Origin of the sequence: Flavobacterium movens, from assembly GCF_039581425.1 — a bacterium.
Lineage (GTDB): Bacteria > Bacteroidota > Bacteroidia > Flavobacteriales > Flavobacteriaceae > Flavobacterium > Flavobacterium luteolum.
Genome location: NZ_JBCPXY010000004.1, coordinates 62,524 through 85,021, shown reverse-complemented (window position 1 = coordinate 85,021; position 22,498 = coordinate 62,524). Strand labels below are relative to the sequence as shown.

The window sequence follows — 22,498 nt, the reverse complement described above, 5'->3', positions numbered from 1 at the left end:
TTTAAGCGTTTTTTTCGGGATTTTTTCAAATTAGAGTGCTTGAATATGTTTAGCCACAATTCCAAAGTTGAAACCCTGAACTTGGTCGAATCCACTGAAATTAACTGCAATCAGTTGTCCACATTCGTTAAAAACAGGCGAACCACTAGCACCATGTGTAGAAGTTATACTGTATTGAATTTTGTTGCCATCAGATTCTTTACTTATTTGACCATTGTAAAGTTGCACTTTTATACCAGAATTGGTCTGTGCCAAATCTATTCCCATTGGATAGCCCACCATTATCGCTTTTTGCCCTGGAGCAAGAGAAGTATCATTGTCAACAATATTATCAAGGCTTATAATATTGGTAACGGTTTTAGGAGTTTTATGATCAGCTACTTGCAAAATACCTAAATCAATATTGATGTCGTCTGAAACTTTTTTCATTTCACAATTAATCCATTCGCTATCAGAATTATGAAGTGCAACTTGAATGTCTACCGTTTTTACATATACTTCAATGTTTTCTGCAGAAACATATTCTTTTACAGGAATAGATGCTGCGATATCAGTTGATACTTGCGATGAATCTGTTTCTGTTTCATTAGAACTAACAAATTCTTCACCTGCTGATTCAGTAGTTTCTTCGCCTGATTCTTCATATTCTCCGTCTCCTTCACCTTCATCATAAGAGACTGAAGCATGTGACCAATTGTTGCTAATAAAGCTTTCATAGTCATCTTCAGAAACATCGCTAGTAAGGATAGAAGCAATTTTCATTCGCAGATTTCGAATATTAGTATTTACTTTTTCACTTTCTTCTTCAGTTGAATTCCATGGCTGTAAAACATGTCTATTGGTAATCATGTCTCCTTCTGTATCTACAAAAAAACCTGTTCCGTAAATGGTTTCTTCCTTAGCATCTTCAACATTAAGAGGGATTTCTTTTCCATTAATTTTAGCAAAATAGCCATATTTATGCTTTATAAGTACAACGGCATCTTTGTAAGTATCATAGATTTTAGTATCTGTGCCTAAACAAACAGCTTCTTTTTTAGGAGTAAAATATTTAAATCCTAAAAATCCTGCAGCTGAAAGAGCAATAATAGCGATGAAAATAAATTTGTTACGATTTCTTTTTTTCTTGATTGTTGTTTCTAAGTCTTCGTTTGGGGCGATTTTTCTAATTTTCATTTAAAATATTGGTTGAAAAATGTTAATTGAATAGGTTTGGGTTAAAAAAAAATAGACTTTATACAAAGTCTATTTTTTTTTTCAAATGTAGTAATTTGTTTGCTAAAAAAAAGCAAAAACAAAATCAATTGCATATTCAATGCCAACCGAATTTTGTTTTGTTTTTGAATTTTATAGCTAGGATTATGAAAGTATTTTCTTGTAAAACAATTTAAGGGAAGTAACGTATTGTTTTTCAGTTTTTTAATCGCAATTTTGATTTTGGCTTTAAAATATTGATGGGAAGAAGTATTAGTTTAAAAAAAAATAAACCCGACAGGTTTTAAAAACCTGTCGGGTTTGAAGTATGTAAATCAATTTGGAATTTCCAAAATTGGATTTTTTAAAATTTACCCCACCAATTCCACAAATTTAAACTCGCCGTCAACGACAACTTTAGTCAAACCGTGTCTAGATAAGTTTTTCATAGAAGCATCCCATTTTTTACCGCTTAAGTTAGCTGTAATTTTTAGCTGCGTTAAATCCATTCTATTTTCATTTTTGGTAAGCAAGTCAATGATGAATTTTTCTTCGTCAGAAAGTTCGATTTGAGCTTGTTTTTTCTCAGGACGCATTTGAGGGAACAATAAAACTTCTTGAATAGAAGCATTGTTTGTTAAATACATAATCAAACGGTCCATTCCAATTCCCATTCCAGAAGTAGGAGGCATACCGTACTCAAGAGCTCTTAAGAAATCTTCGTCGATAATTCCGTTTGCTTCATCATCACCTTTTGCAGCCAAACGCATTTGATCTTCAAAACGCTCTCTTTGGTCAATTGGGTCATTTAATTCAGAATAAGCATTTGCGATTTCTTTTCCGCAAACCATTAATTCAAAACGTTCAGTCAAATCTGGATTATCGCGGTGCTCTTTACACAGCGGAGACATTTCTTTTGGATAATCTGTAATGAAAGTTGGCTGAATATAATTTCCTTCACATTTTGCTCCAAAAATCTCATCAATCAATTTTCCTTTACCCATTGTTTCGTCAACCTCGATTCCCATTCCTCTTGCCGCTTCAAACAATTCTTGTTCTGTTTTTCCAGAGATATCAAAACCAGTAAAATGTTTGATTGAATCTGTCATTGTAACGCGTGCATAAGGCGCTTTAAAGTTGATTTTGTGCTCGCCAAAAGTAACTTCGCTTGTGCCATTTACAGCAATTGCACAATGCTCCAACAAGCCTTCAGCAAATTCCATCATCCAATTGTAGTCTTTATAGGCTACATATATTTCCATTGCTGTAAACTCAGGATTATGCGTTCTGTCCATCCCTTCGTTACGGAAGTTTCTAGAAAACTCATAAACACCTTCAAATCCACCAACAATTAATCTTTTTAAGTATAATTCATTCGCAATACGCATGTAAAGCGGAATATCAAGCGAGTTATGGTGCGTAATAAATGGTCTTGCCGAAGCACCACCAGGAATTGATTGTAAAACTGGAGTGTCAACTTCAAGATATCCTGCATCGTTAAAATAACCACGCATCGCACTGAACAATTTAGTACGTTTAATAAAAGTCTCTTTAACTTGTGGATTTACAGTTAAATCTACATAACGCATTCTGTAACGCAATTCAGCGTCGTTGAAAGCATCGTGAACATTTCCTTCTTCGTCAACTTTTGGTAAAGGTAACGGACGTAATGTTTTACTCAAGAAAGTAAAACCAGTTACGCGAATACATTTTGCACCAACTTGCGTAGTGAATAATTCACCTTCAATACCAATAAAATCACCTAAATCGGTTAATTTTTTAAATACTTGGTTGTATAAAGTTTTGTCGTCACCCTCGCATAAAACATCGCGATTTACGTACAATTGAATACGACCTTCGCTGTCTTGTAATTCAGCAAAACAAGCTTTACCCTGATCACGAACACTCATCAAACGTCCAGCAACGATAACCTTCTTACCTTCCTCAAAAGTTTCCTTTATCTGCTTCGAAGTATGATTTACAGGAAAAAGATTAGCTGGATAAGGATTGATTCCCAGATTGCGTAAGTTTTGAAGTTTTTCTCTTCTGATGATTTCTTGTTCTGATAATGCCATTTTGTGCTCTGTTTTTTAAGTGTGCAAAGATAAACAAAAGAATGTAGATTTTTTAATGCAGTTTTTAGATTTTTTGAAGCAGCAATTTATTGGGTTTCAATCAACTTTAGTCCTGCTATCTGCTTGTATCTTTTCCTCGCCATGGCGAAAGAAAAAGGATACTGCTTCTATCGGGGCTAGATTGCACCATTTTGTTTTTACAAGACCTTTATTTTGTAAGAAATTAAATAAAAAATGAACTATATTAGCAACTCACAATCTCAGAATCTTCTCAAAAAAAATGAAATATTTATTAAGCTTATTAATTCTGTTTTTCTTTGCAAGCTGTCAAATTACCGAAACAATTACCATAAATTCAGACGGAAGTGGTACCATAGAAATAGAACAGATTCGAGACGAAAACAGTTATATGCAAATAGCAGGAGAAGAGTATTCTAAAGAAAATGTTTTTCAAGATACAACCTATATCTTTCAAGATTATATCAATAAATACAACGAAAACTTCGTAAAGTATAAAGCAGAAGAGCAGCGGTTATTTCAAAAATATGCCAAAGTAAAAGTACATTTAAAAAAGAGCTCCTTTGAAAAAGAATATAAAAACGAACTTTCACTTCATTTTAAAACAGTTTCAGAAATTCCCGATTTATATAAGACCGAAAATTACGCATCAGATATTCAGCATAATTACGCTCTCACAGCAGAAAATCATTATTATAGAATTGGATATGATTTTGATGGAAAAGTTTTTAAACGATCAGTTGTCATTATAAATAAAGAGGAATTAGAAAAAGCGAAACAAGAATCTGAGAAATTTTTAGAGCGATACGGTAATTCAAGTTTAATGCAAACCTATAATTTGAAATACCATTTTCCAAGAAATATAAAATCCGTTTCTAATCCTAAAGTTTTAATTAGTTCCGATAAAAAAGGGCTGATTATAGAATTTCCGCTTTCTGCTTTTTATGGAAATCCTGAAATGACAAATCTAGAAGTAGTTTTAGAATAAAAACTTCAAAAATTTTTTAAAAGAAAGTATCTTCGCTTGCATAACTTAAACCTAAATTATGAAAAGAATACTACTTTGCTTTTTTATTGCATTTTGTTTTACTAGCTGTATCCTTAAGGAAAAGATGACTATGAACGAAGATGGTTCTGGCACTTTTTCGTACGGTTTTGATATGTCTCCGATGTATAAAATGGGAATGAAAAAAAGTGATTCGACTAAAGTCAACAAAGTCGTGGATACTACTTTTACCTTTAAAGATATGCTTAACAAGTTAAGTGACAGTATTTCTAAATTGCCAGATGCAGATAAAGAAAAAATTGCGATGCTGGAGAAAGAAAAAGAGAAGCTTAAAATTTTGGAGAATTTTAAAGTTAGCATGAAAGTAAACGACGAGAAAAAGCAATTCGAATATACCATGTCAATTGATTTTCCTAGCGGAACAGATTTTAAAACTATTGCAACACCTGCCGAAAGTTTAGAAGCGCTGGCTGCTACTGATAAAAAAAGATTAGGAGCGTTAAGTGCTGCTCCAAAACCTGAAGAAAAATCTAATACCACCATTTTTTATGATGGCAAGGTTTTTATTAAGTCAGTAACACCTTCTAAAGACGATAAGAAACTTAAAAAGAAAAAAGAAACTAAGAAAGAAAAAAGCGATGATCCGTTCTCAAAAAAGATGGATGAAATGCTTAAAGAGTGTAAGTACATTGCCGAATATCAGTTTCCTAAAAAGATTAAAACTGTTTCGATAAAAAATGCTGTAATAGCGTCTGATCGAAAAAGTTTTACTGTCGAAATTCCCTTAGATAATATGCAGGAAAGCAGTGTCGATTTTGGTTTTAAAGTCGAATTTGAGCAATAAAAGGCTGTTTTCAATAAAATGCTTTTTTAAAAATAGTCTTTGTATCTTTGATAAAAATATACCGCGATGAAATTATATAAATTACTTAGTTTTTCTTTTTTAATAGCCACGTTAACCAGCTGTACTTTTACTGAAAACATTTATATCAACGATAATGGAACCGGAAAATTTTCGGTAGATATGGATGGTTCTGCCTTAATGGAAATGGCTGGAGATCAAATTGCTGGTCAGATGGGAGAAAGTGCTAAGAAAGATATAGATACTACTTTTACTTTCAAACAAGTATTTGAAGAGAAAAAGGATAGCATTGCTAAGTTGTCTCCAGAAACGCAGAAAGAACTGAAAAAACTAGAAAACTTCGTTGTATCGACTAAGATGAGTTCAGAAAAAAAGCAGTTTTTAATGACTTTAGGAACTGATTTTAAAAACGTGAATGAACTTCAGGACGTTTTACAGACTTTAAGTACGCTTCAAAAAGTAGAAGGAGGCGCAAGCACGCCTCTTGGAAGCGGTGTAGGGGATAACGGCAGTAAATTAAGTTATACTTATGATGGAAAGAAATTTACAAGAAAAGCAGTAATCGATCAGCAAAAATTGGCAGCAAAAGCAAAAGATACAGCTGCAGATATGACAAAAATGATGTTTGCTTCTTCTAGCTATATTGTAAAATATCATTTTCCAAAAAAGATTAAGAAAGTCTCTAATCCAAGTGCTTTGTTTAGCGACGATCGAAAATCAATTACAATTCAATACTCTTTTACGGATTATATGGAGAATCCCGACAAACTGAACTTTGATGTTGAGTTTGAAAAATAATTAAAATGAACAAAAAAATCCAACTTCATGATCTGGGCAAGAAAGACTATAAATCGACTTGGGAATATCAGGAAGAACTTTTCAAAGACATAGTCGATTTAAAAATCAAAAACAGAAGAGAAGAATTAGATCTGCCAACACCAAATTATTTACTTTTTGTTGAGCATCCTCATGTTTATACTTTAGGAAAAAGCGGTGATCTCGAGAATTTATTATTAAATGAAAAACAGTTAGAAGCCAAAGGTGCTACTTTTTATAAAATCAATCGTGGTGGCGATATTACGTATCATGGACCTGGACAGATTGTAGGTTATCCAATTCTTGATTTAGAAAACTTCTTTACTGATATTCATAAATACCTTCGTTTGCTAGAAGAATCAATTATTTTGACTTTGGCAGAATATGGTTTAGAATCGGGTAGAAGTGAAGGGGAAACTGGTGTTTGGCTTGGTGCAGGAACTCCGTTTGCCCGTAAGATTTGTGCAATGGGTGTTCGCGCTTCACGTTGGGTTACGATGCACGGTTTTGCGCTAAATGCAAATGTCGATTTGGGTTATTTTGATAATATTATTCCATGTGGCATTCGCGGAAAAGGAGTTACTTCTTTAAACGTAGAACTTGGTGTAGAGAAAGTAGATGAAGAAGAGGTGAAATCTAAAATTATCAAACATTTAACTGAGCTGTTCGAAGCTGAATTTGTTTAAAAACTGCTAATAATATTAAAACCCGTTTCAGACATTCTGTTTGAAACGGGTTTTTATTTTGAGGGATAAATTAGACTGTATTTGTGCATAATCATGGAAGTCTTGAATCAGGATTTGAAGCTTATTTTTTAAATACAAACTGTTTTTTTCTTAAATTTATATTCAAAAAACTGAAAAACCATTTCTCAAAAGCTAAGATTTTGAAGGGATGGCAAATTCTAGACTTCTTGTAATTCTCTTAGCTATTTATGCTAAATTTGGTTTTATGCTATTAAATTTAAATTTCATTTTATTCCTGATTGCTTATGAGAAAAATCTACTTATTCTGTTTACTTTTTGCGCTTAACGGTCTTTTTGCCCAAAAGAAAGATAAACTATATCCAGTTGCAGTTTACGAAAAGGTGTGGCAAGAAAAAAACAGCGATACCAGATTAAAGATGATTAAATCGATTTGGTTAGAAGATAGTACTTTTGAAGATCCTTCGGCCTCTATAAAAGGAATCGCAGCGTTTAATAATGTTATCAATGAATTTTACAAGAAAAATTCAGATGCGGTATTAACATCGGGACCCAAAATTGTAAAGGACAATTATGTAACCTGGGAATGGAAAGTTCTCGATTCTAAAAATAATCTTATAATGGCCGGGCGTGACTTTGCACGTTTAAACGGTAAAGGTCAAGTAAGTAAAATTATTGGTTTTTGGGATAAAGGAGCGACTTTGTCTGAAGCTGATATTTTAAAAAATCTAGAAGCTGATAATTTAAAAATTGTAACAAAATATTACGAAAGTCTTTTTAAAACAAGAGATTTTGATGCGTTGGCTACTGTTGTGGCAGATGGTGCGGTTTACAATCAGGCAATTGGTTTACCCTATGGAGGAACATATACAGGTTTTAGTGAATGGACAAAAATGTTTGCCAAATCGACAGAATTTTTTGATTTGCAGATAGAAAAAGAACCGACTTATTTTAGTGATGAGTCTAAAAATGAAGTAATTATTTATTTTACAATAAGCTGTAAATCTAAAAAATCAGGCAAAACGATGTCTGTTCCGATTTCAGAACATTTCGACTTAAAGGATGGTAAAATTACTTCTGTAAGACCTTTTTACTATGACACAAAAACATTTGCCGAGTTTTTAAAAAGCAAAAAGTAATAAAAACGACCTAGAAATAGGTCGTTTTTTATTAAAACAAATCGAGTTCTAATTGCTCTGGCAAAAGCCTAAAACTCATTCTATGATATTTTGTAGTTCCAAATTCTTTAATTGCCTCACGATGCTCTTTGGTCGGATATCCTTTATTTTTTTTCCAGTTGTACATTGGAAATTCTTCGTGAATTTTATCCATATATTCGTCACGATATGTTTTTGCAAGAACAGATGCAGCAGCAATGCTTAGGTACTTTCCATCTCCCTTTATAATACTTTGATTAGGAATCGATTTTAGAAGCGCAATTTCATCTTGAGTAAATTGTTTTCCAAAAGTATTTTTAAGCCCCAGTTTAGCGTTTAAAGAGCGATTTCCGTCAACGATAATATATTCAGGAACATGTTTTAATTTTAAAATGCATTCTTGCATTCCTTTCATTGATGCATTTAGAATGTTTATTTCGTCTATCTCATCCGGAAATAAATGTGTAACGGCAAAACAAACTGCCTCCTCTTCGATAATTGGTCTTAAAAGTGCTCTAGTTTTCTCAGACAATTGCTTGCTGTCATTTAGAATTTTATTTTCAAAATGTTCGGGTAAAATTATAGCAGCAGCAGTAACTGGTCCAGCCAGACATCCTCTGCCGGCTTCATCAGTTCCGGTTTCTAAAATAAATCCTGAGAAATTTTTTTCGAGCATTTTTTAGTTTTTTTTAAAAGCAAATATGGTGTTTTTTTTCCTAAAAATCGGTAGTAGGTTCAAATCGCAACTCATGCAAATCTGTGTGTTTTGGAATGGCCAGATGTCAAGTTAAAATTGATCAAATTCGGTGGTTTTTCAAATTGACTAAAAAGGGACAGTCTTTAATAAAAACAGAAGAAAACGGTTGGTTTTTATGATTTTTTTTGCAAAATGCATAATTGCGAATTTTTTTAAAATTGATTTTAAAATAGTTTTATAAAACTTAGAAGAATTGATTTACAATTTATTACAATTTACGGAGTGAGTGTAATGTGAAAATTTGTCAAATAAAACATTTTCAATGCAGAATGTTTTATTTATTTGATTAAAATGTAAGATAATACTTCTTCCTGTTTTGCTTTTTTTTCTCTTTTTATTGAGGTAATTCTTGCTTTAAATGTTAAATAAATGTTAATATATTGATTAATAAAATTACAGTATTTTATGTATAAAATTACGTATAAGGTTAATTTTGTGATAATTAAATGTTTTAAAATGATTAGATGTTAAAAAAATATTAAAAAAAAGTTAAGCTGCGTTAGCGAATCGCATTGTTGTTTTAAGAAAATATTAAGATGTTTGCGACTTACTAATTCAAAATTTTTAAAAATGAAACTAAAGTTAAATGGATTCTTAGTGCTTCTGGTGGCGCTGATTACGCAACTAACCTTTGCGCAAGAAAGAACTGTTTCGGGTGTGGTTTCCGATAATGCAGGAATGCCTCTTCCAGGTGTGAGTGTATTAGTTAAAGGAACTAAAAGCGGAACGCAAACAGATTTTGATGGAAAATTCTCTATCAAAGCATCGTCAAGCGAAGTCTTGATTTTTACTTACATTGGAATGAAAACGCAAGAAGTTGCAGCTAGTTCTACATCATTAAGTGTAAAATTAACTAGTAATACTACAGAATTAGAAAGTGTTGTGGTTACAGCTCTTGGTATTAAGAGAGAGAAAAAAGCTCTTGGATACGCTACTCAGGAAATAAAAGGAGAGGATTTAGTTGGAGGGACTGCAAGCGCAAACTTCCTTAACGACCTTTCTGGGAAATCTGCTGGGGTATACATTAGAAAAAATACGAACTTTGGAGGATCTACAAGCGTAGTTTCAAGAGGTGTTAAAAGTCTTACAGGAAATAACCAGATGCTTATTGTTATTGATGGTATGCCTATTAACAATAGTAACATAAACTCAAGCCAAGGTTCACAAACACAAGGAGCTCGTAATACCTATGATTATGGTAATGCTGGTATGGATATTAATTCTGATGATATCGAAACATTAAATGTATTGAAAGGTGCTGCGGCATCTGCATTATACGGGTTTCAAGCTGGTAATGGTGTAATTATGATTACTACTAAAAAAGGAAAAGCTCAAAAAGGTATGGGAGTTACTGTATCTAGTGAGTTTGGTGTTGGTTCAGTTGATAAAAAAACTTTCCCTGTTTACCAAAACAAGTACGGACAAGGTTATGGGCCAACTTATAAGCCTGATGGAACTCCTACTGGAACTCCAGTTGGGCCAACAGGTGCATTTTTTGTTATAGATAAAAATGGTAACCAAGTGGTAAGCACTACAGATGATGCTTCTTACGGTGTTGCGTTTGATCCAAATCTTTCTGTTTATACATGGGAATCTTATACTCCATATTCTTCAAAATTTGGACAAAAATCTCCATGGGTAGCTGCTAAAAATGGTCCAATTACATTTTTTCAAACAGCTCAAACATTCAATAACACAATCTCTTTTGAAGGTAGTACGGATAAAAACAACTTTGTTGTTAATTACAACAACTATAAAGAGACTGGTATTTTGCCAAATAGTGAATTGAAGAAAAATAATGCAAGTATTAAATTCAACCACAAAATGACAGATAAATTATCTGTAAGTATTTTTGCAAATTATTTAGCACAAAGTACTACGGGTAGAAATACTACTGGTTACGGTGGTGATAACGTTGCAGGTTTATTCCGTCAATGGTGGGGAACTAACGTAGATATTCAATCTCAGAAAGAAGCTTTTAATAATTCAGGAGGGCAAAATATTTCATGGAATATGGCTGATCCTGCGAACGGAAATACAAGTCCTAAATATTGGGATAACCCATATTTTACAAGATATAGAAATTACCAGACAGACGAAAGAAATCGTTTCATTGGTTATGGACAGTTTGACTATAAATTTACAGATTGGTTAAACGCTACAGGAAAAGTAAGTACAGATTCTTATTCAGAATTACGTGAAGAGAGAAAAGCGGTAGGATCTTTGGCAGGTACATTTGGTATCAACCGTTTAGCTGTTGGCTCAGGATACCAAAAATATTCAGGTATGTTTTCTGAGCAAAACTATCAGTTTACCTTAAACTTCAATAAAAAACTTACTGAAGATTTTTCATTGACAGGTTTAGCTGGATACAATGCATTAAGAACTAGACGTAGCTCTACATTGGCTTCTACAGATGGAGGATTAATTATTCCAGGAATCTATTCATTATCAAATTCGGTAAATCCTTCTCCATTCCCGGTTGAGGTTGAAGATAATTCGGCGGTAAACAGTGTTTATGCATCTGCTTCAGTAGGATTTAGAGATTTCCTTTATGTAGAAGGAACTGTACGTAATGATGCATTCTCGATGTTGCCAAAAGGTAATAATGACGTTAATACATACTCTGCTTCTGCGAGTTATGTTTTTACAAAACATATTAATGCGCCATGGTTGACTTTTGGTAAATTTAGAGCGAGTTATGCTGAGAATCCACAAGGAGGTATTGATCTTTATGCCTTACAAGATGTATTTACTAAATTTAACCCATTTGGTTCAAACCAACTTTATTCAAGACCAAACACTGGTAATAACCTAGATTTGCACCCTGTAAAAACCACATCTAAAGAACTTGGTTTAGAGCTGCAATTCCTTGACAGAAGAGTAGGTTTTGAGGCAAGTGTTTATAAAAGTTTAAGTGCAGATCAAATTTTTCCTGTAGATTATTCTACTGCAACAGGGTATTCTTCTAAATATGTAAATGCAGGATCGGTAGAAAATAAAGGTATTGAGGTGATATTCAATGCGGTTCCTGTTAAAACAAAAGATTTCCAGTGGGATTTAGGTGTAAACTGGTCTAAAAATGAGAATACGGTTGTAGCTTTAGCTCCAGGTGTAGATGTTTTAACAATTGGTACATTCCAAGGAGGTGTTAGTATCGTTGGTACAAAAGGGCATGCTTATGGAGATATCCTTGGGAAAGATTATATCTACAAAGACGGACAAAGAGTAACTAAAAATGGTGTGTATTTACAAACTGCAACTGCTACTAATGTAATTGGTAATGTTACTCCAGACTGGATTGGTGGCTTCCGTAATAAATTTACATACAAACAAGTATCGCTAGGTTTCTTAATCGATGTTCAAAAAGGAGGAGATATTTTCTCTCTTGACCAATATTATGGACAAAGCTCTGGTTTGTACACTTCTACAGCAGGAAACAACGAACTTGGAAACCCTGTAAGAAATACATTGGCTAACGGCGGAGGTGTTATTTTACCAGGAGTTAATGAAGATGGTACTCCAAATACTACAAGAACACCAAGTCCTGAGGTAGCTGGAAGTATCTATGGTTACAATAATAATCCACAAAAAGCATTTGTTTATGATGCAAGTTATGTAAAATTAAGAGAGGTAAGCATTACTTACAGCTTCCCTAAACAATTTATAGCTAAAGCAGGTTTAAATGATTTACGTCTTTCTTTAGTAGGTTCTAACTTATGGATCATCAGTAAAAATCTTCCAGATGCAGATCCAGAAAGTGGTCTAAGTTCAGGTAACTTATCATCAGGTTATTCAGGAGGTTCACTTCCGACAACAAGAAACATTGGTTGTAACCTAACATTAAAATTTTAAATCATGAAAAAAGTACTTTTATTAATGTCTGTGGTAGGTATGATGGTTTCGTGCAGCCAGGACATTACAGATATGAATGTTGATCCGAAAAGACCAACAACAACCAAAGCGGAATATTTGTTTACAAATGCTGAGAAAAAATTAGTCGATCAAATGGTTAGCACTAGTGTAAATAATAATGTTTTTAGATTATTTGCACAACAATGGGCAGAGACCACTTATCCAGATGAAAGCCAGTATAACATTACAAACAGAAAAATTCCTGATACGCACTTTTTGGTTTTGTATAGAGACGTTCTAGCTGATTTTCACGATTCAAGAGTTATGATCGCTGCAACAACTACTGCAACTCCTGCTGACGAAGCAGTTAAGCAAAATAAATTAGCGCTTATTGATATTTTAGAAGCTTACGCTTATAGTGTATTGGTAGATACTTTTGGAAATATTCCTTATTCACAAGCAATTGATATTGAGAAATATCCTTTGCCAGCTTATGATGATGCAAAAACGATCTATCAGGATCTTATTAAAAGATTAAATGCAGATGTTGCGATCTTAAAAACAAATAGTGCAGCAGCTAACTTCGGTGCAGCAGATATTATCTATTCAGGTAATGCTGCAAGTACTGCAAAATGGGCAAAATTTGCTAATTCATTGATAATTAGAATGGCACTTAATATGTCTGATATTGATCCGGCTTATGCAACTGCTCAAGTTCAGGCAGCTCTTGCTTCTGGTGCTTTGGCTAATAATACTGATAATACAAAATTGACTTATTTAACTACATCAGGAAACCAAAATCCATTGTATGCTGATTTAGTAACTAGCCAGAGATTTGATTTTATTCCTGCTGAGCCTTTTGTTTCTGCTATGGACGCTATTGTTCCAGGTGGTGACCCAAGGATGCCTAAATTTTTTACGAATCTAACTTCTCCAGCTCCAGTTATTCCTGCAGGAAGAACATTTGTTGGTGGAACGTACGGTTCAGCAAATGTTTATACGACTTACTCACAAATAACTTCGACATTAAACAATCCGGCTTTTCCTGGAACTATCTTTGATTTTGCGGAGTTGAATTTCTTATTGGCAGAAGCTGCAGAGAAAAGCTTAATTCCAGGTGGTTCTGCTCAAGCAAAAGTATACTACGATGCTGGTATTAGAGCTTCTATGGCAGACTGGGGAGTTACTAATACTGCTGCTATTGATGCTTATATTGCGAGCCCAAAAGTAGATTACAACAATCCATTAAGTGGAGCAACGTATAAAGAAAAAATTGGTACTCAAGCATGGTTTGCTCTTTATAACAGAGGATACGAAGCATGGACATCTTACAGAAGATTGGATTTCCCAGTTTTAAAAGCGCCTCAAGCAGCTATAAACAAACTTATTTTCACAGTGCCTGTTAGATATACTTATCCAGGTGCAGAAGCAAGTATCAATAAAGCAAATTATACTAAAGCAGCTTCTGATATTGGTGGAGATTTATTAAACACTAAATTGTTCTGGGATAAATTCTAATCTTTAGAATATACCTGATATCAATGAAGTTGATGATTCAAAATGAATTATACCCAGTTTGGGAATAAGAAAAATAAATATTTTGATTTTTTTTTGAAAGCCCCGTATACTTTTGTATACGGGGTTTTCGTTTGCAAAAGACCGAAACGATTCTACTCCTATATTATATATTATGTTTTTTCGTTTATACGTTTTTATCTTACCTTTGCCTAGCAAATTTTGTCAAAATAAATTTATATAAAGCCATCAAATGAGAATATTCATTTTTCTATATCTATTAGTTGTTCCAACTTTATTGTTTTCGCAAGAAAAAAAAACTGCTCCAAAAAATAATTTAGATATGAATACGGAATATTCAAGTATTAATGATTCCGTAAAAAAGAAAAAGCAAAAAATAGCTACAATAGATCAGTATAAAATTGTGACCTTAGAACACGATACCATTTATGCTGATACTTCACTTACTATTAAAAGTGCTTACAGACAGAATCATCTCAGAAAAGATCTTTTCGGACTTCAGGAGTTTTCTAATATTGGACAGCCATTAAATACACTTCAATATAGTTTGAATAGCTTCTCGCCTTATCCTGAAATTGGTTTTAAAGGAAAACACTCTATTTATATGCAGGCAGATCAAATTAGATATTACTCTGTTGCAACACCTTTTACAGAGTTGTTTTTTAATACAACAATAAAAAAAGGACAAAATGTAGATTCTTTTATCACATTAAATGCTTCTAAAAATCTTAATTTCTCTATTGCTTATAAAGGACTAAGATCTGAAGGGGATTATAATAACCAATTGGTTAGTGCTGGAAATTTAAGAATTACAACCAGTTATGCGACAACCGACAAACGTTATGCGATAAATGCACATTTTACGAATCAGGACATAATGAATGAAGAAAATGGCGGTATTACAAACGATGCTGATTTTGAAAGCGATAATAAAGATTATAAAAATAGACAGCGATTACAGGTTTATTTGACTGATGCGGAATCCTTTTTAAAAGGAAGAAGATTGTTTTTTGATCACGCATTTAGAGTGAACCCAACCGATGGAAGCAATAATTTATACATAACGCATCAGTTTAACTACGAATATAAAGATTATGAATATAAGCAGCCAACGGTAATCTCAACGATAACAGCCAACGACGGTTCTACCACACGTATACAGCGATTTGGAGAATCTTATGCAGCTAGTAATATTAACGATCAGACTAAATATGAAAGACTGTATAATAAGGTAGGAGCAGCTTATGAGAATTCGCTTTTAGGGAAATTTATATTTTTTATAGACGATTACAGATCCAATTATAAGTACAACCGAATTATTGTTGATGCTGCAGGAAATGCGGTTCCAGATAATTTGTTTTTACAGTTTAATAATTTCGGTGCTCAGTATGAATATCAGAAAAACAAATGGAATGGTCGATTTTTATATTCAAGATCAATAACCAATGAATCGCTTTCAGATTTAGATGCTAAGTTGCGATATGATATGAGCGAAAAAATCAAATTTGATTTTAGATACCGCAACATCAATAAACTGCCAAACAACAATTATAATTTGTACCAAAGTAGCTGGGTTTCTTACAATTGGTCTAATAATTTTAAAAACGAAAAAATTAATTCGTTAAGCGCAGAGATTACAACGCCTTGGTTAACAGGGCAGGTTCAGTATACGGTTTTAAATGATCATTTGTATTTTACGGATATGGCCACAACCGCAGAAAAAGCGGCGAGTGAGCAGATTGTTAAGCCAATGCAGTACGGTAACGCGATTAACTATCTAGAAATAAAAGCAAGCCGAGAGTTTAAATTTGGGCCTTTTGCACTAGATAATACACTTTTGTATCAGAAAGTAGACCAGTCAGATTTAATTTTAAATGTGCCTGATTTTGTAACTAGAAATACATTCTATTATTCAAATCATTTCTTTAAAAAAGCATTGTTTATGCAAACAGGGCTTGTATTTAATTATATGACAAAATACTACGGAGATGATTATAACCCTGTAATTGCAGAATTTTTTGTACAGCAGGATAAGAAAATTGGAGGTTTTGCAACATTCGATTTCTTTGTAAATGCCAGAATACGTCAGACTCGTTTTTACTTAAAAGCAGAACATTTTAATGCTTTATTTACACAAAGCAATTATTATGCGGCGCCTCATAATCCGTATCGTGATTTTGTGTTACGTTTTGGTCTGGTTTGGAATTTCTTCCAATAAAACTGGCTTGTTTTTTATTTAGAACCACTTAATAAAACTTAAATAAAAATGGACTTTTCAAATAACATTTTAGAAACAATTGGTAACACGCCATTGGTAAAACTCAACAAAATTGTTGCTGAAATTGATGCGTTAGTATTGGCAAAAGTCGAAACCTTTAATCCTGGTAATTCTGTAAAAGACAGAATGGCGGTAAAAATGATTGAAGATGCAGAGGCAGATGGCAGACTTAAACCAGGAGGAACTATTATAGAAGGAACTTCTGGAAATACAGGAATGGGACTTGCGCTTGTTGCAATCGTAAAAGGATACAAATTAATTTGTGTAATCTCAGACAAACAGTCAAAAGAGAAAATGGATATCCTTCGCGCTGTTGGTGCAAAAGTTGTTGTTTGCCCGACAGATGTTGAACCTACAGATCCACGTTCTTATTATTCTGTTTCAAAACGTTTAGCAGAAGAAACACCAAATTCTTGGTATGTAAATCAGTACGATAACATGTCAAATTCGTTGGCGCATTACGAACAGACTGGACCTGAAATCTGGAAACAGACGGAAGGAAAAATTACGCATTTTGTTGTTGGAGTAGGAACAGGCGGAACTATTTCTGGAGTTGGAAAATACTTGAAAGAGCAAAACCCAAATATCAAAATCTGGGGAATCGATACTTATGGTTCTGTTTTCAAAAAATACCATGAAACAGGAATCTTCGATGAGAACGAAATCTACTCTTATATTACTGAAGGTATCGGAGAAGATATTCTGCCAAAAAATGTTGATTTTTCTTTAATTGACGGTTTTACAAAAGTAACTGATAAAGATGCAGCAGTTTATACCAGAAAGATTGCTCTTGAAGAAGGTATTTTTGTTGGAAATTCAGCAGGAGCTTGTATAAAAGGCTTGTTGCAGCTGAAAGAGCACTTTAAGCCAGAAGATGTTGTTGTGGTATTATTTCACGATTCTGGAAGCCGATATGTAGGTAAAATGTTCAACGATGACTGGATGCGTGAACGTGGATTCTTGGAAGAAAACATAACAAAAGCAGAAGACGTTATTAAGGATCATATTGATAAAGAGTTAATTGTTGTGCGTACAGAAGAATTAGTTTCTCATGCAATTGAGCGTATGCGTAAGTATAAAATTTCGCAGATTCCAGTGGTTGATATCAATGGATTTGTGGGTTCTGTAGATGAAACTGATTTATTTAGAAGTTATGTTGCTGATAAAAACGTTGCCGAAAAACCAATTAAAGAGGTAATGGGAAAACCTTTCCCAATCGTAAAATTAGGAACGCCAATCGAAGAAGTTTCGAAGCTTTTCAGCAAAGAAAATGATGCTGTTTTGGTCGATTTAGGAAACGGACATCACCATATTATTACTAAATATGATATTATTGGTTCAATAAAATAAGCCATTGCAAATAAAAATAATCCATAAATCTTATTGTAAAACAATTGGATTTATGGATTTGCCTTTTAAAAATAAAATATGAATTTTACAGCTATTGATTTTGAAACTGCAACGGGATATCATCCATGCTCAGTTGGTATTGTTACAGTCGAAAACGGAATTATTATTGACGAGTATGTATCTTTAATAAAACCGCCTAATAATGTATATAATCCGTTTACAATTCGCGTTCACGGAATTTATCCTAAAGATACTGTCAATGCAAAATCGTTCTTTCAGATATATCCTGAGATAGAGAGAAGGCTAAAAAATAGAGTTGTAGTGGCGCATAATGAAAGCTTTGACCGTAATGTTTTAATGAAAACAATGTTGCTTCATGGTTTAAACTATGAGGATTTGAATATCGCTGCAAAATGGGAATGCACGGTAAAGATTTATAAAGCAAAAGGCATAAAACCTACCAAATTAAGTGATTGCTGCCGCGAAATGGATATTCGGCTCAATCACCATGAGGCATTGTCAGATGCTTGGGCCTGTGCTAAATTGTACATGCTTCGTTAAATAAATTTATCTTATTTGTAAGAATAATATTGAATTTTTGTTATTTTAGATTTTGTAATTCATTATAAAATCTAAAATGAAAGAAGACTTCCTTCATTATGTATGGAGATTCAAGAAATTTGACAGCTTGAATTTAAAATCAGCTCAAGGTGAGCCAATTACTATTCTTAAGACTGGCGATTATTTAGAGCTTGCTGGGCCTGATTTTTTTAATGCACATATAGAAATCGGAAACCAAAAATGGGCTGGCAATGTAGAGATCCATTTAAAATCTTCAGATTGGTATTTGCATAACCACGAAAAAGATCCAGCTTATAAAAATGTCATTCTTCATGTAGTATGGGAGAATGATACAGCTATTTTTAGAGAGAATAACACTGAGATTCCTGTTTTGGTTCTTAAAGATTATATCCCAAAAGAAATAATCGAAAATTATAATGCATTATTTGCTCCAAAAACATGGATTTCTTGTGAAAGACAATTAAAAGCAATTGACAAATTTGTAATTGCGAATTGGCAAGAAAGATTGTTTTTTGAGCGATTAGAGCGAAAATCTAAATTTATTTATCAATTATTAGAAGAAACCAATCAGGATTGGGAAGCGGTCTTATTTTGTCTTCTAGCAAGGAATTTTGGTTTAAATACCAATGGAAATTCCTTTCTGCAGATTTCAAAAGCAATTCCGTTTTCAGTAATAAGAAAAGAAAGTTTTGAAGCCGAAAATCTAGAAGCGTTGCTTTTTGGAACTTCAGGATTGTTAGAAGCAGAGAAAGAGGATGTTTATTATAAAGATTTACAATTTCGCTATTTTTATTTACGACATAAATATCAAATAGAAAAGACTTATACAGATCCTCTTCAGTTTTTTAAACTTCGACCAGATAATTTTCCAACGATAAGGCTTTCTCAATTGGCATCTTTATATTATAGACATCAAAACCTGTTTTCAAAAATAATTGATTTAAAATCTGTTGAAGAAGTATATCATCTATTGAGTGTTTCTGCAAGTTCTTATTGGCAGAATCATTATCAGTTTGATAAAGAAAGTCCAAAGAAATCCAAAATGCTTTCAAAATCATTTATAGATTTGTTGATTATCAATACTATAATTCCGCTTCAATTTGCTTATTCCAATATTAGAGGAGAATTAATAATCGAAGATTTGATTGATTTTATGAATGAAATGGCTTCTGAGAAAAATGCTATTATTGATAAGTTTAATTCGTTTGGAATAAAGCCTCAATCAGCATTTGAAAGCCAGGGATTGCTAGAGCTTAAAAATGAATATTGTGATCAAAAGGCATGTCTTAAGTGTGCTATCGGATTAGAGTTGCTTAAAAATAATTAGATAATTTGTACCTTTGTAATCCTGAGCAATCGGGAATCTAAAAGTCTAAAGACTTAAATCTAAAATATAAAGATGTCGGCAATTTTAAAACTTAAATTTTTTTTTGAAAAATATGGTTTCCATGTTTCTTCAAGACTAGCAGATAAACTCGGAATGCGTGTTACAAGTGTTCGTTTGTTTTTCATATATATATCGTTTGTTACCGCTGGTTTAGGATTTGGAGTCTACTTGACTCTCGCTTTCTGGATTCGCCTAAAAGATTTAATTCGCTCAAAAAGAACATCAGTATTTGATTTATAAAAAAAGCTCCAAATTTTAATTTGGAGCTTTTTTTATGAAGTTGTATTTATTATTCTTCAGTAGGATTGTTAAGTTTTGATCTTTTCTTGCTGTATCCAAAGTATACAATTATACCAACAATAAGCCATCCAAAAGATAATAACTGTGCATCTTTACTTAAATTAAAAATTAAATAAGAATTGATTGCAATTCCTAATACCGCAATAACTGGTAAAGCAGGAACTTTAAATGTTCTGGTTAATCCTGGTTGTTTTACTCTTAAAATCCACACGGCAATACAAACCATTGTAAAAGCAAACAAAGTGCCAAAACTTGTCATGTCAGCCAATTTGTTGATTGGTGTAAAAGCAGCAACAGTTGCAATAATGGCTCCAAGAATCATTAAGTTCGTTTTTGGAGTTCCAGAAATAGGGTTTACTTTAGAGAAAACAGAAGGAATTAAACCATCTTTAGACATTCCAAGGAAAATTCTAGATTGTCCCATGATCATTACCATTAATACTGAAACCAAACCAATAGTTGCGGCAACAGTAATAATAGAACCAGCCCAGCCTTGTCCTGCAATATCAAATGCATAAGCAACAGGAGCTTTAATAGCTTCAGGATATTTTCCTAGTGGATTAAAGTCTTGGTAATTCATCATTCCTGTTAATACTAAAGAAACAAGAATATATAATGTAGTACAAATTAATAAAGAAGCAATAATTGCAAAAGGAACATCTTTTTTAGGATTAATAGCTTCTCCAGCTTGTGTAGAAACGGCATCGAAACCAACATAAGCAAAGAAAATAGCTGCTGCTCCAGAGATAATACCTCCAATTCCATAGGCATTGTGTGTAGTTTCTTTTTCAATGATCTGAGTTGCTTCAGGAATAAACGGGCTCCAGTTTGCCGTATTAATAAAGAAAAGACCAGCAATAATTACAAAGATTACAGCAGATACTTTAAGAATAACAATCGCATTATTTGCTTTAGCAGCGCTTTTTGTTCCTTTAATAAGCAATGAAATAACTAAAAGAACGATCAAGAAAGCTGGAAGATTCATAGAAAAACCTTCTCCAGTGTAGCTTGCGGGATCTGTAGTTAGCCAATCAGGAAGGTGAATGTGAAATATTTTGAGCAATTTATTAAAGTATCCGGACCAGGAGACCGCTACAGTCATCGATCCCATTGCATACTCGAGAATTAGTCCCCAACCAATGATCCAGGCAAAAACTTCTCCAATAGTACCGTAAGCATAAGCATAAGCTGATCCTTCCACAGGTAAAATAGAAGCAAATTCAGAATAGCAAAGAGCCGCAAAAACACAAGCAATACCTGCTATGATAAACGAAATAGCTAATGCTGGTCCTGCATGATAATAAGCCCCAGTACCTGTAAGTACAAAAATTCCCCCACCGATAATGGCACCAACACCAATGGCAGTAAGACTCCATTTTCCTAGGACTCTCTTTAAATCACTTTTTTTCATATCGGCCTCAAAGGCAGATATAGGTTTTACTCTCCAAATTGACATATTATTTTATTGGTTTATTTGTTATTAAGTGCCAAATGTATTGTTTTTTGCAAAAAATAAAAACAATTATCATCTTTTAAGTTATAAAATCTTTGATTTTTTTACAGTAGTCGTAAGAAACTTTCTCTAAGTATTGATATTCATTAAATTAATTGGTCTTTTATAAGAGATTCGATAATTTTTTAAAAACTACTTTTCTTACTTATTTTCTTAATAAATTTGAAGGATTTTTCTTGTTTTATTTTTTAAAGACACTTTTTGCGATGAATTTTAAGTTTTTAAATAGTTATTTTCATTTTACAAAACAGCAACGGATAGGCATTTTTATGCTCTTCATTATAATGATAGGATTGCAGTTGTTTTATTTCTTATCTGATTTTAATATTTCAGAAACCAAAAGTCATGAAAAAGAAGAGTGGCTTACTTTACAATCAGAAATTGATCAGGAGAAATTAACCAATAAAAATACGAAGCCATCTAACTATCTTTTCAACCCTAATTTTATTTCTGATTATAAAGGATACAAGCTTGGAATGTCGGTACAAGAAATCGATCGTTTAATGGCATTTCGAAAAGAGAATAAATATGTAAACTCAGCGGAAGAGTTTCAAAAAGTTACTGGTATTTCTGATTCCTTGTTAAATAAAATATCTCCTTTGTTTAAATTTCCAGATTGGAAACAAAATAAAAGTAATTATACTGCTGAGAAAAAAAAATTCAGTATTAAGAGTTTTCCAAAAAAAGAAAAGCTTGAAATATTGGATATTAATTTGGCAACGCAAGAAGATTTGATGAAAATCTACGGAATAGGAGAAGGGTTGTCGTCTAGAATCTTAAAGCAGAAAGAAATCATAGGGGCGTTTGTGTCAATGGAGCAGATGAAAGAGATTTGGGGACTTTCGCCAGAAGTTATAAATGAATTAAATGGGCATTTTAAAGCTGTGATTCCTTCGACCTTGAAGAAAATAAACGTAAATGAGGCGTCATTAAAGGAGTTGGCTCAGTTTTCATACTTTAGATATGGTCTTGCAAAACAAATAGTGACTTACCGAAGTATGAATGGGGATTTTAAAAATATTGAGGATTTAGCAAAAATTAAAGATTTTCCTGTTGAAAAAGCAAAATTAATTAGTTTATATTTGGAGTTCTAAAAAAGAAACTAACT

The 22,498-nt window shown here is 33.0% G+C and carries 17 protein-coding genes; 13 read left to right on the top strand and 4 right to left on the bottom strand.

Going from position 1 to position 22,498, the window contains the following annotated elements; all coding sequences use genetic code 11:
- Positions 1 to 30: 30 nt before the first annotated feature.
- On the bottom strand, positions 31 to 1,176 hold the full coding sequence (locus AAYQ05_RS08890; protein WP_343542749.1) for a S1 family peptidase: 1,146 nt from the start codon (positions 1,174 to 1,176) through the stop codon (positions 31 to 33).
- 389 nt (positions 1,177 to 1,565) lie between these two features.
- Entirely contained in the window at positions 1,566 to 3,269 is a 1,704-nt protein-coding gene (lysS, locus tag AAYQ05_RS08885) for a lysine--tRNA ligase (RefSeq protein ID WP_343542747.1), read from the bottom strand.
- 280 nt (positions 3,270 to 3,549) lie between these two features.
- Between lysS and AAYQ05_RS08880 the strand changes: the two genes are divergently transcribed.
- The 5 genes from AAYQ05_RS08880 (at position 3,550) to AAYQ05_RS08860 (ending at position 7,814) form a co-directional block, all read left to right on the top strand.
- Positions 3,550 to 4,275, top strand: a complete 726-nt coding sequence (locus AAYQ05_RS08880) for a hypothetical protein (protein ID WP_343542744.1) — start codon at positions 3,550 to 3,552, stop codon at positions 4,273 to 4,275.
- A 58-nt stretch (positions 4,276 to 4,333) separates the two neighbouring features.
- A complete protein-coding gene (locus AAYQ05_RS08875; protein ID WP_343542743.1) occupies positions 4,334 to 5,137 on the top strand; it encodes a hypothetical protein in 804 nt (267 codons plus the stop codon).
- Between the two features lie 66 nt (positions 5,138 to 5,203).
- The gene (locus AAYQ05_RS08870; RefSeq protein ID WP_343542742.1) at positions 5,204 to 5,953 is read left to right on the top strand and encodes a hypothetical protein; all 750 of its coding nucleotides are present in this window, start codon (positions 5,204 to 5,206) and stop codon (positions 5,951 to 5,953) included.
- Between the two features lie 5 nt (positions 5,954 to 5,958).
- Positions 5,959 to 6,657, top strand: a complete 699-nt coding sequence (lipB, locus tag AAYQ05_RS08865; RefSeq protein WP_343542740.1) for a lipoyl(octanoyl) transferase LipB — start codon at positions 5,959 to 5,961, stop codon at positions 6,655 to 6,657.
- Between the two features lie 305 nt (positions 6,658 to 6,962).
- Entirely contained in the window at positions 6,963 to 7,814 is an 852-nt protein-coding gene (locus tag AAYQ05_RS08860) for a nuclear transport factor 2 family protein (protein ID WP_343542739.1), read from the top strand.
- A gap of 31 nt (positions 7,815 to 7,845) precedes the next feature.
- Here the strand turns inward: AAYQ05_RS08860 and rnhB are convergent, their stop codons facing one another.
- Positions 7,846 to 8,508, bottom strand: coding sequence for a ribonuclease HII (gene rnhB, locus AAYQ05_RS08855; RefSeq protein ID WP_343542738.1), 663 nt, complete (start codon positions 8,506 to 8,508; stop codon positions 7,846 to 7,848).
- Between the two features lie 651 nt (positions 8,509 to 9,159).
- On the opposite strand from rnhB, the gene AAYQ05_RS08850 reads away from it, so the two are divergent.
- From AAYQ05_RS08850 to AAYQ05_RS08820, 7 genes are all read left to right on the top strand, one after another.
- Complete coding sequence (locus AAYQ05_RS08850; protein WP_343542735.1) at positions 9,160 to 12,444, top strand: SusC/RagA family TonB-linked outer membrane protein; 3,285 nt, start codon at positions 9,160 to 9,162, stop codon at positions 12,442 to 12,444.
- Between the two features lie 3 nt (positions 12,445 to 12,447).
- Positions 12,448 to 13,962, top strand: coding sequence for a SusD/RagB family nutrient-binding outer membrane lipoprotein (locus tag AAYQ05_RS08845; RefSeq protein WP_343542733.1), 1,515 nt, complete (start codon positions 12,448 to 12,450; stop codon positions 13,960 to 13,962).
- Positions 13,963 to 14,212: 250 nt separating this feature from the next.
- A complete protein-coding gene (locus tag AAYQ05_RS08840) occupies positions 14,213 to 16,198 on the top strand; it encodes a putative porin (protein WP_343542731.1) in 1,986 nt (661 codons plus the stop codon).
- Between the two features lie 48 nt (positions 16,199 to 16,246).
- Positions 16,247 to 17,608, top strand: a complete 1,362-nt coding sequence (locus AAYQ05_RS08835; RefSeq protein WP_281631384.1) for a pyridoxal-phosphate dependent enzyme — start codon at positions 16,247 to 16,249, stop codon at positions 17,606 to 17,608.
- Positions 17,609 to 17,686: 78 nt separating this feature from the next.
- Positions 17,687 to 18,169, top strand: coding sequence for a 3'-5' exonuclease (locus AAYQ05_RS08830; protein WP_343542727.1), 483 nt, complete (start codon positions 17,687 to 17,689; stop codon positions 18,167 to 18,169).
- Between the two features lie 76 nt (positions 18,170 to 18,245).
- A complete protein-coding gene (locus AAYQ05_RS08825; RefSeq protein WP_343542725.1) occupies positions 18,246 to 19,517 on the top strand; it encodes a DUF2851 family protein in 1,272 nt (423 codons plus the stop codon).
- 72 nt (positions 19,518 to 19,589) lie between these two features.
- Positions 19,590 to 19,817: a PspC family transcriptional regulator gene (locus AAYQ05_RS08820; protein WP_008466940.1), complete on the top strand. Its 228-nt coding sequence runs from the start codon at positions 19,590 to 19,592 to the stop codon at positions 19,815 to 19,817.
- A gap of 49 nt (positions 19,818 to 19,866) precedes the next feature.
- On the opposite strand, the gene AAYQ05_RS08815 is transcribed toward AAYQ05_RS08820, so the two are convergent.
- The gene (locus AAYQ05_RS08815) at positions 19,867 to 21,333 is read right to left on the bottom strand and encodes an APC family permease (protein WP_343542722.1); all 1,467 of its coding nucleotides are present in this window, start codon (positions 21,331 to 21,333) and stop codon (positions 19,867 to 19,869) included.
- A gap of 263 nt (positions 21,334 to 21,596) precedes the next feature.
- Between AAYQ05_RS08815 and AAYQ05_RS08810 the strand changes: the two genes are divergently transcribed.
- Positions 21,597 to 22,484, top strand: coding sequence for a helix-hairpin-helix domain-containing protein (locus tag AAYQ05_RS08810; protein ID WP_343542721.1), 888 nt, complete (start codon positions 21,597 to 21,599; stop codon positions 22,482 to 22,484).
- Positions 22,485 to 22,498: the final 14 nt, after the last annotated feature.

Excerpts from the sequence above, each read along its gene's own strand:
- AAYQ05_RS08890 (WP_343542749.1), bottom strand. The coding sequence starts at position 1,176 with ATGAAAATTAGAAAAATCGCCCCAAACGAAGACTTAGAAACAACAATC.
- lysS (WP_343542747.1), bottom strand. The coding sequence starts at position 3,269 with ATGGCATTATCAGAACAAGAAATCATCAGAAGAGAAAAACTTCAAAAC.
- AAYQ05_RS08880 (WP_343542744.1), top strand. The coding sequence starts at position 3,550 with ATGAAATATTTATTAAGCTTATTAATTCTGTTTTTCTTTGCAAGCTGT.
- AAYQ05_RS08875 (WP_343542743.1), top strand. The coding sequence starts at position 4,334 with ATGAAAAGAATACTACTTTGCTTTTTTATTGCATTTTGTTTTACTAGC.
- AAYQ05_RS08870 (WP_343542742.1), top strand. The coding sequence starts at position 5,204 with ATGAAATTATATAAATTACTTAGTTTTTCTTTTTTAATAGCCACGTTA.
- lipB (WP_343542740.1), top strand. The coding sequence starts at position 5,959 with ATGAACAAAAAAATCCAACTTCATGATCTGGGCAAGAAAGACTATAAA.
- AAYQ05_RS08860 (WP_343542739.1), top strand. The coding sequence starts at position 6,963 with ATGAGAAAAATCTACTTATTCTGTTTACTTTTTGCGCTTAACGGTCTT.
- rnhB (WP_343542738.1), bottom strand. The coding sequence starts at position 8,508 with ATGCTCGAAAAAAATTTCTCAGGATTTATTTTAGAAACCGGAACTGAT.
- AAYQ05_RS08850 (WP_343542735.1), top strand. The coding sequence starts at position 9,160 with ATGAAACTAAAGTTAAATGGATTCTTAGTGCTTCTGGTGGCGCTGATT.
- AAYQ05_RS08845 (WP_343542733.1), top strand. The coding sequence starts at position 12,448 with ATGAAAAAAGTACTTTTATTAATGTCTGTGGTAGGTATGATGGTTTCG.
- AAYQ05_RS08840 (WP_343542731.1), top strand. The coding sequence starts at position 14,213 with ATGAGAATATTCATTTTTCTATATCTATTAGTTGTTCCAACTTTATTG.
- AAYQ05_RS08835 (WP_281631384.1), top strand. The coding sequence starts at position 16,247 with ATGGACTTTTCAAATAACATTTTAGAAACAATTGGTAACACGCCATTG.
- AAYQ05_RS08830 (WP_343542727.1), top strand. The coding sequence starts at position 17,687 with ATGAATTTTACAGCTATTGATTTTGAAACTGCAACGGGATATCATCCA.
- AAYQ05_RS08825 (WP_343542725.1), top strand. The coding sequence starts at position 18,246 with ATGAAAGAAGACTTCCTTCATTATGTATGGAGATTCAAGAAATTTGAC.
- AAYQ05_RS08820 (WP_008466940.1), top strand. The coding sequence starts at position 19,590 with ATGTCGGCAATTTTAAAACTTAAATTTTTTTTTGAAAAATATGGTTTC.
- AAYQ05_RS08815 (WP_343542722.1), bottom strand. The coding sequence starts at position 21,333 with ATGTCAATTTGGAGAGTAAAACCTATATCTGCCTTTGAGGCCGATATG.
- AAYQ05_RS08810 (WP_343542721.1), top strand. The coding sequence starts at position 21,597 with ATGAATTTTAAGTTTTTAAATAGTTATTTTCATTTTACAAAACAGCAA.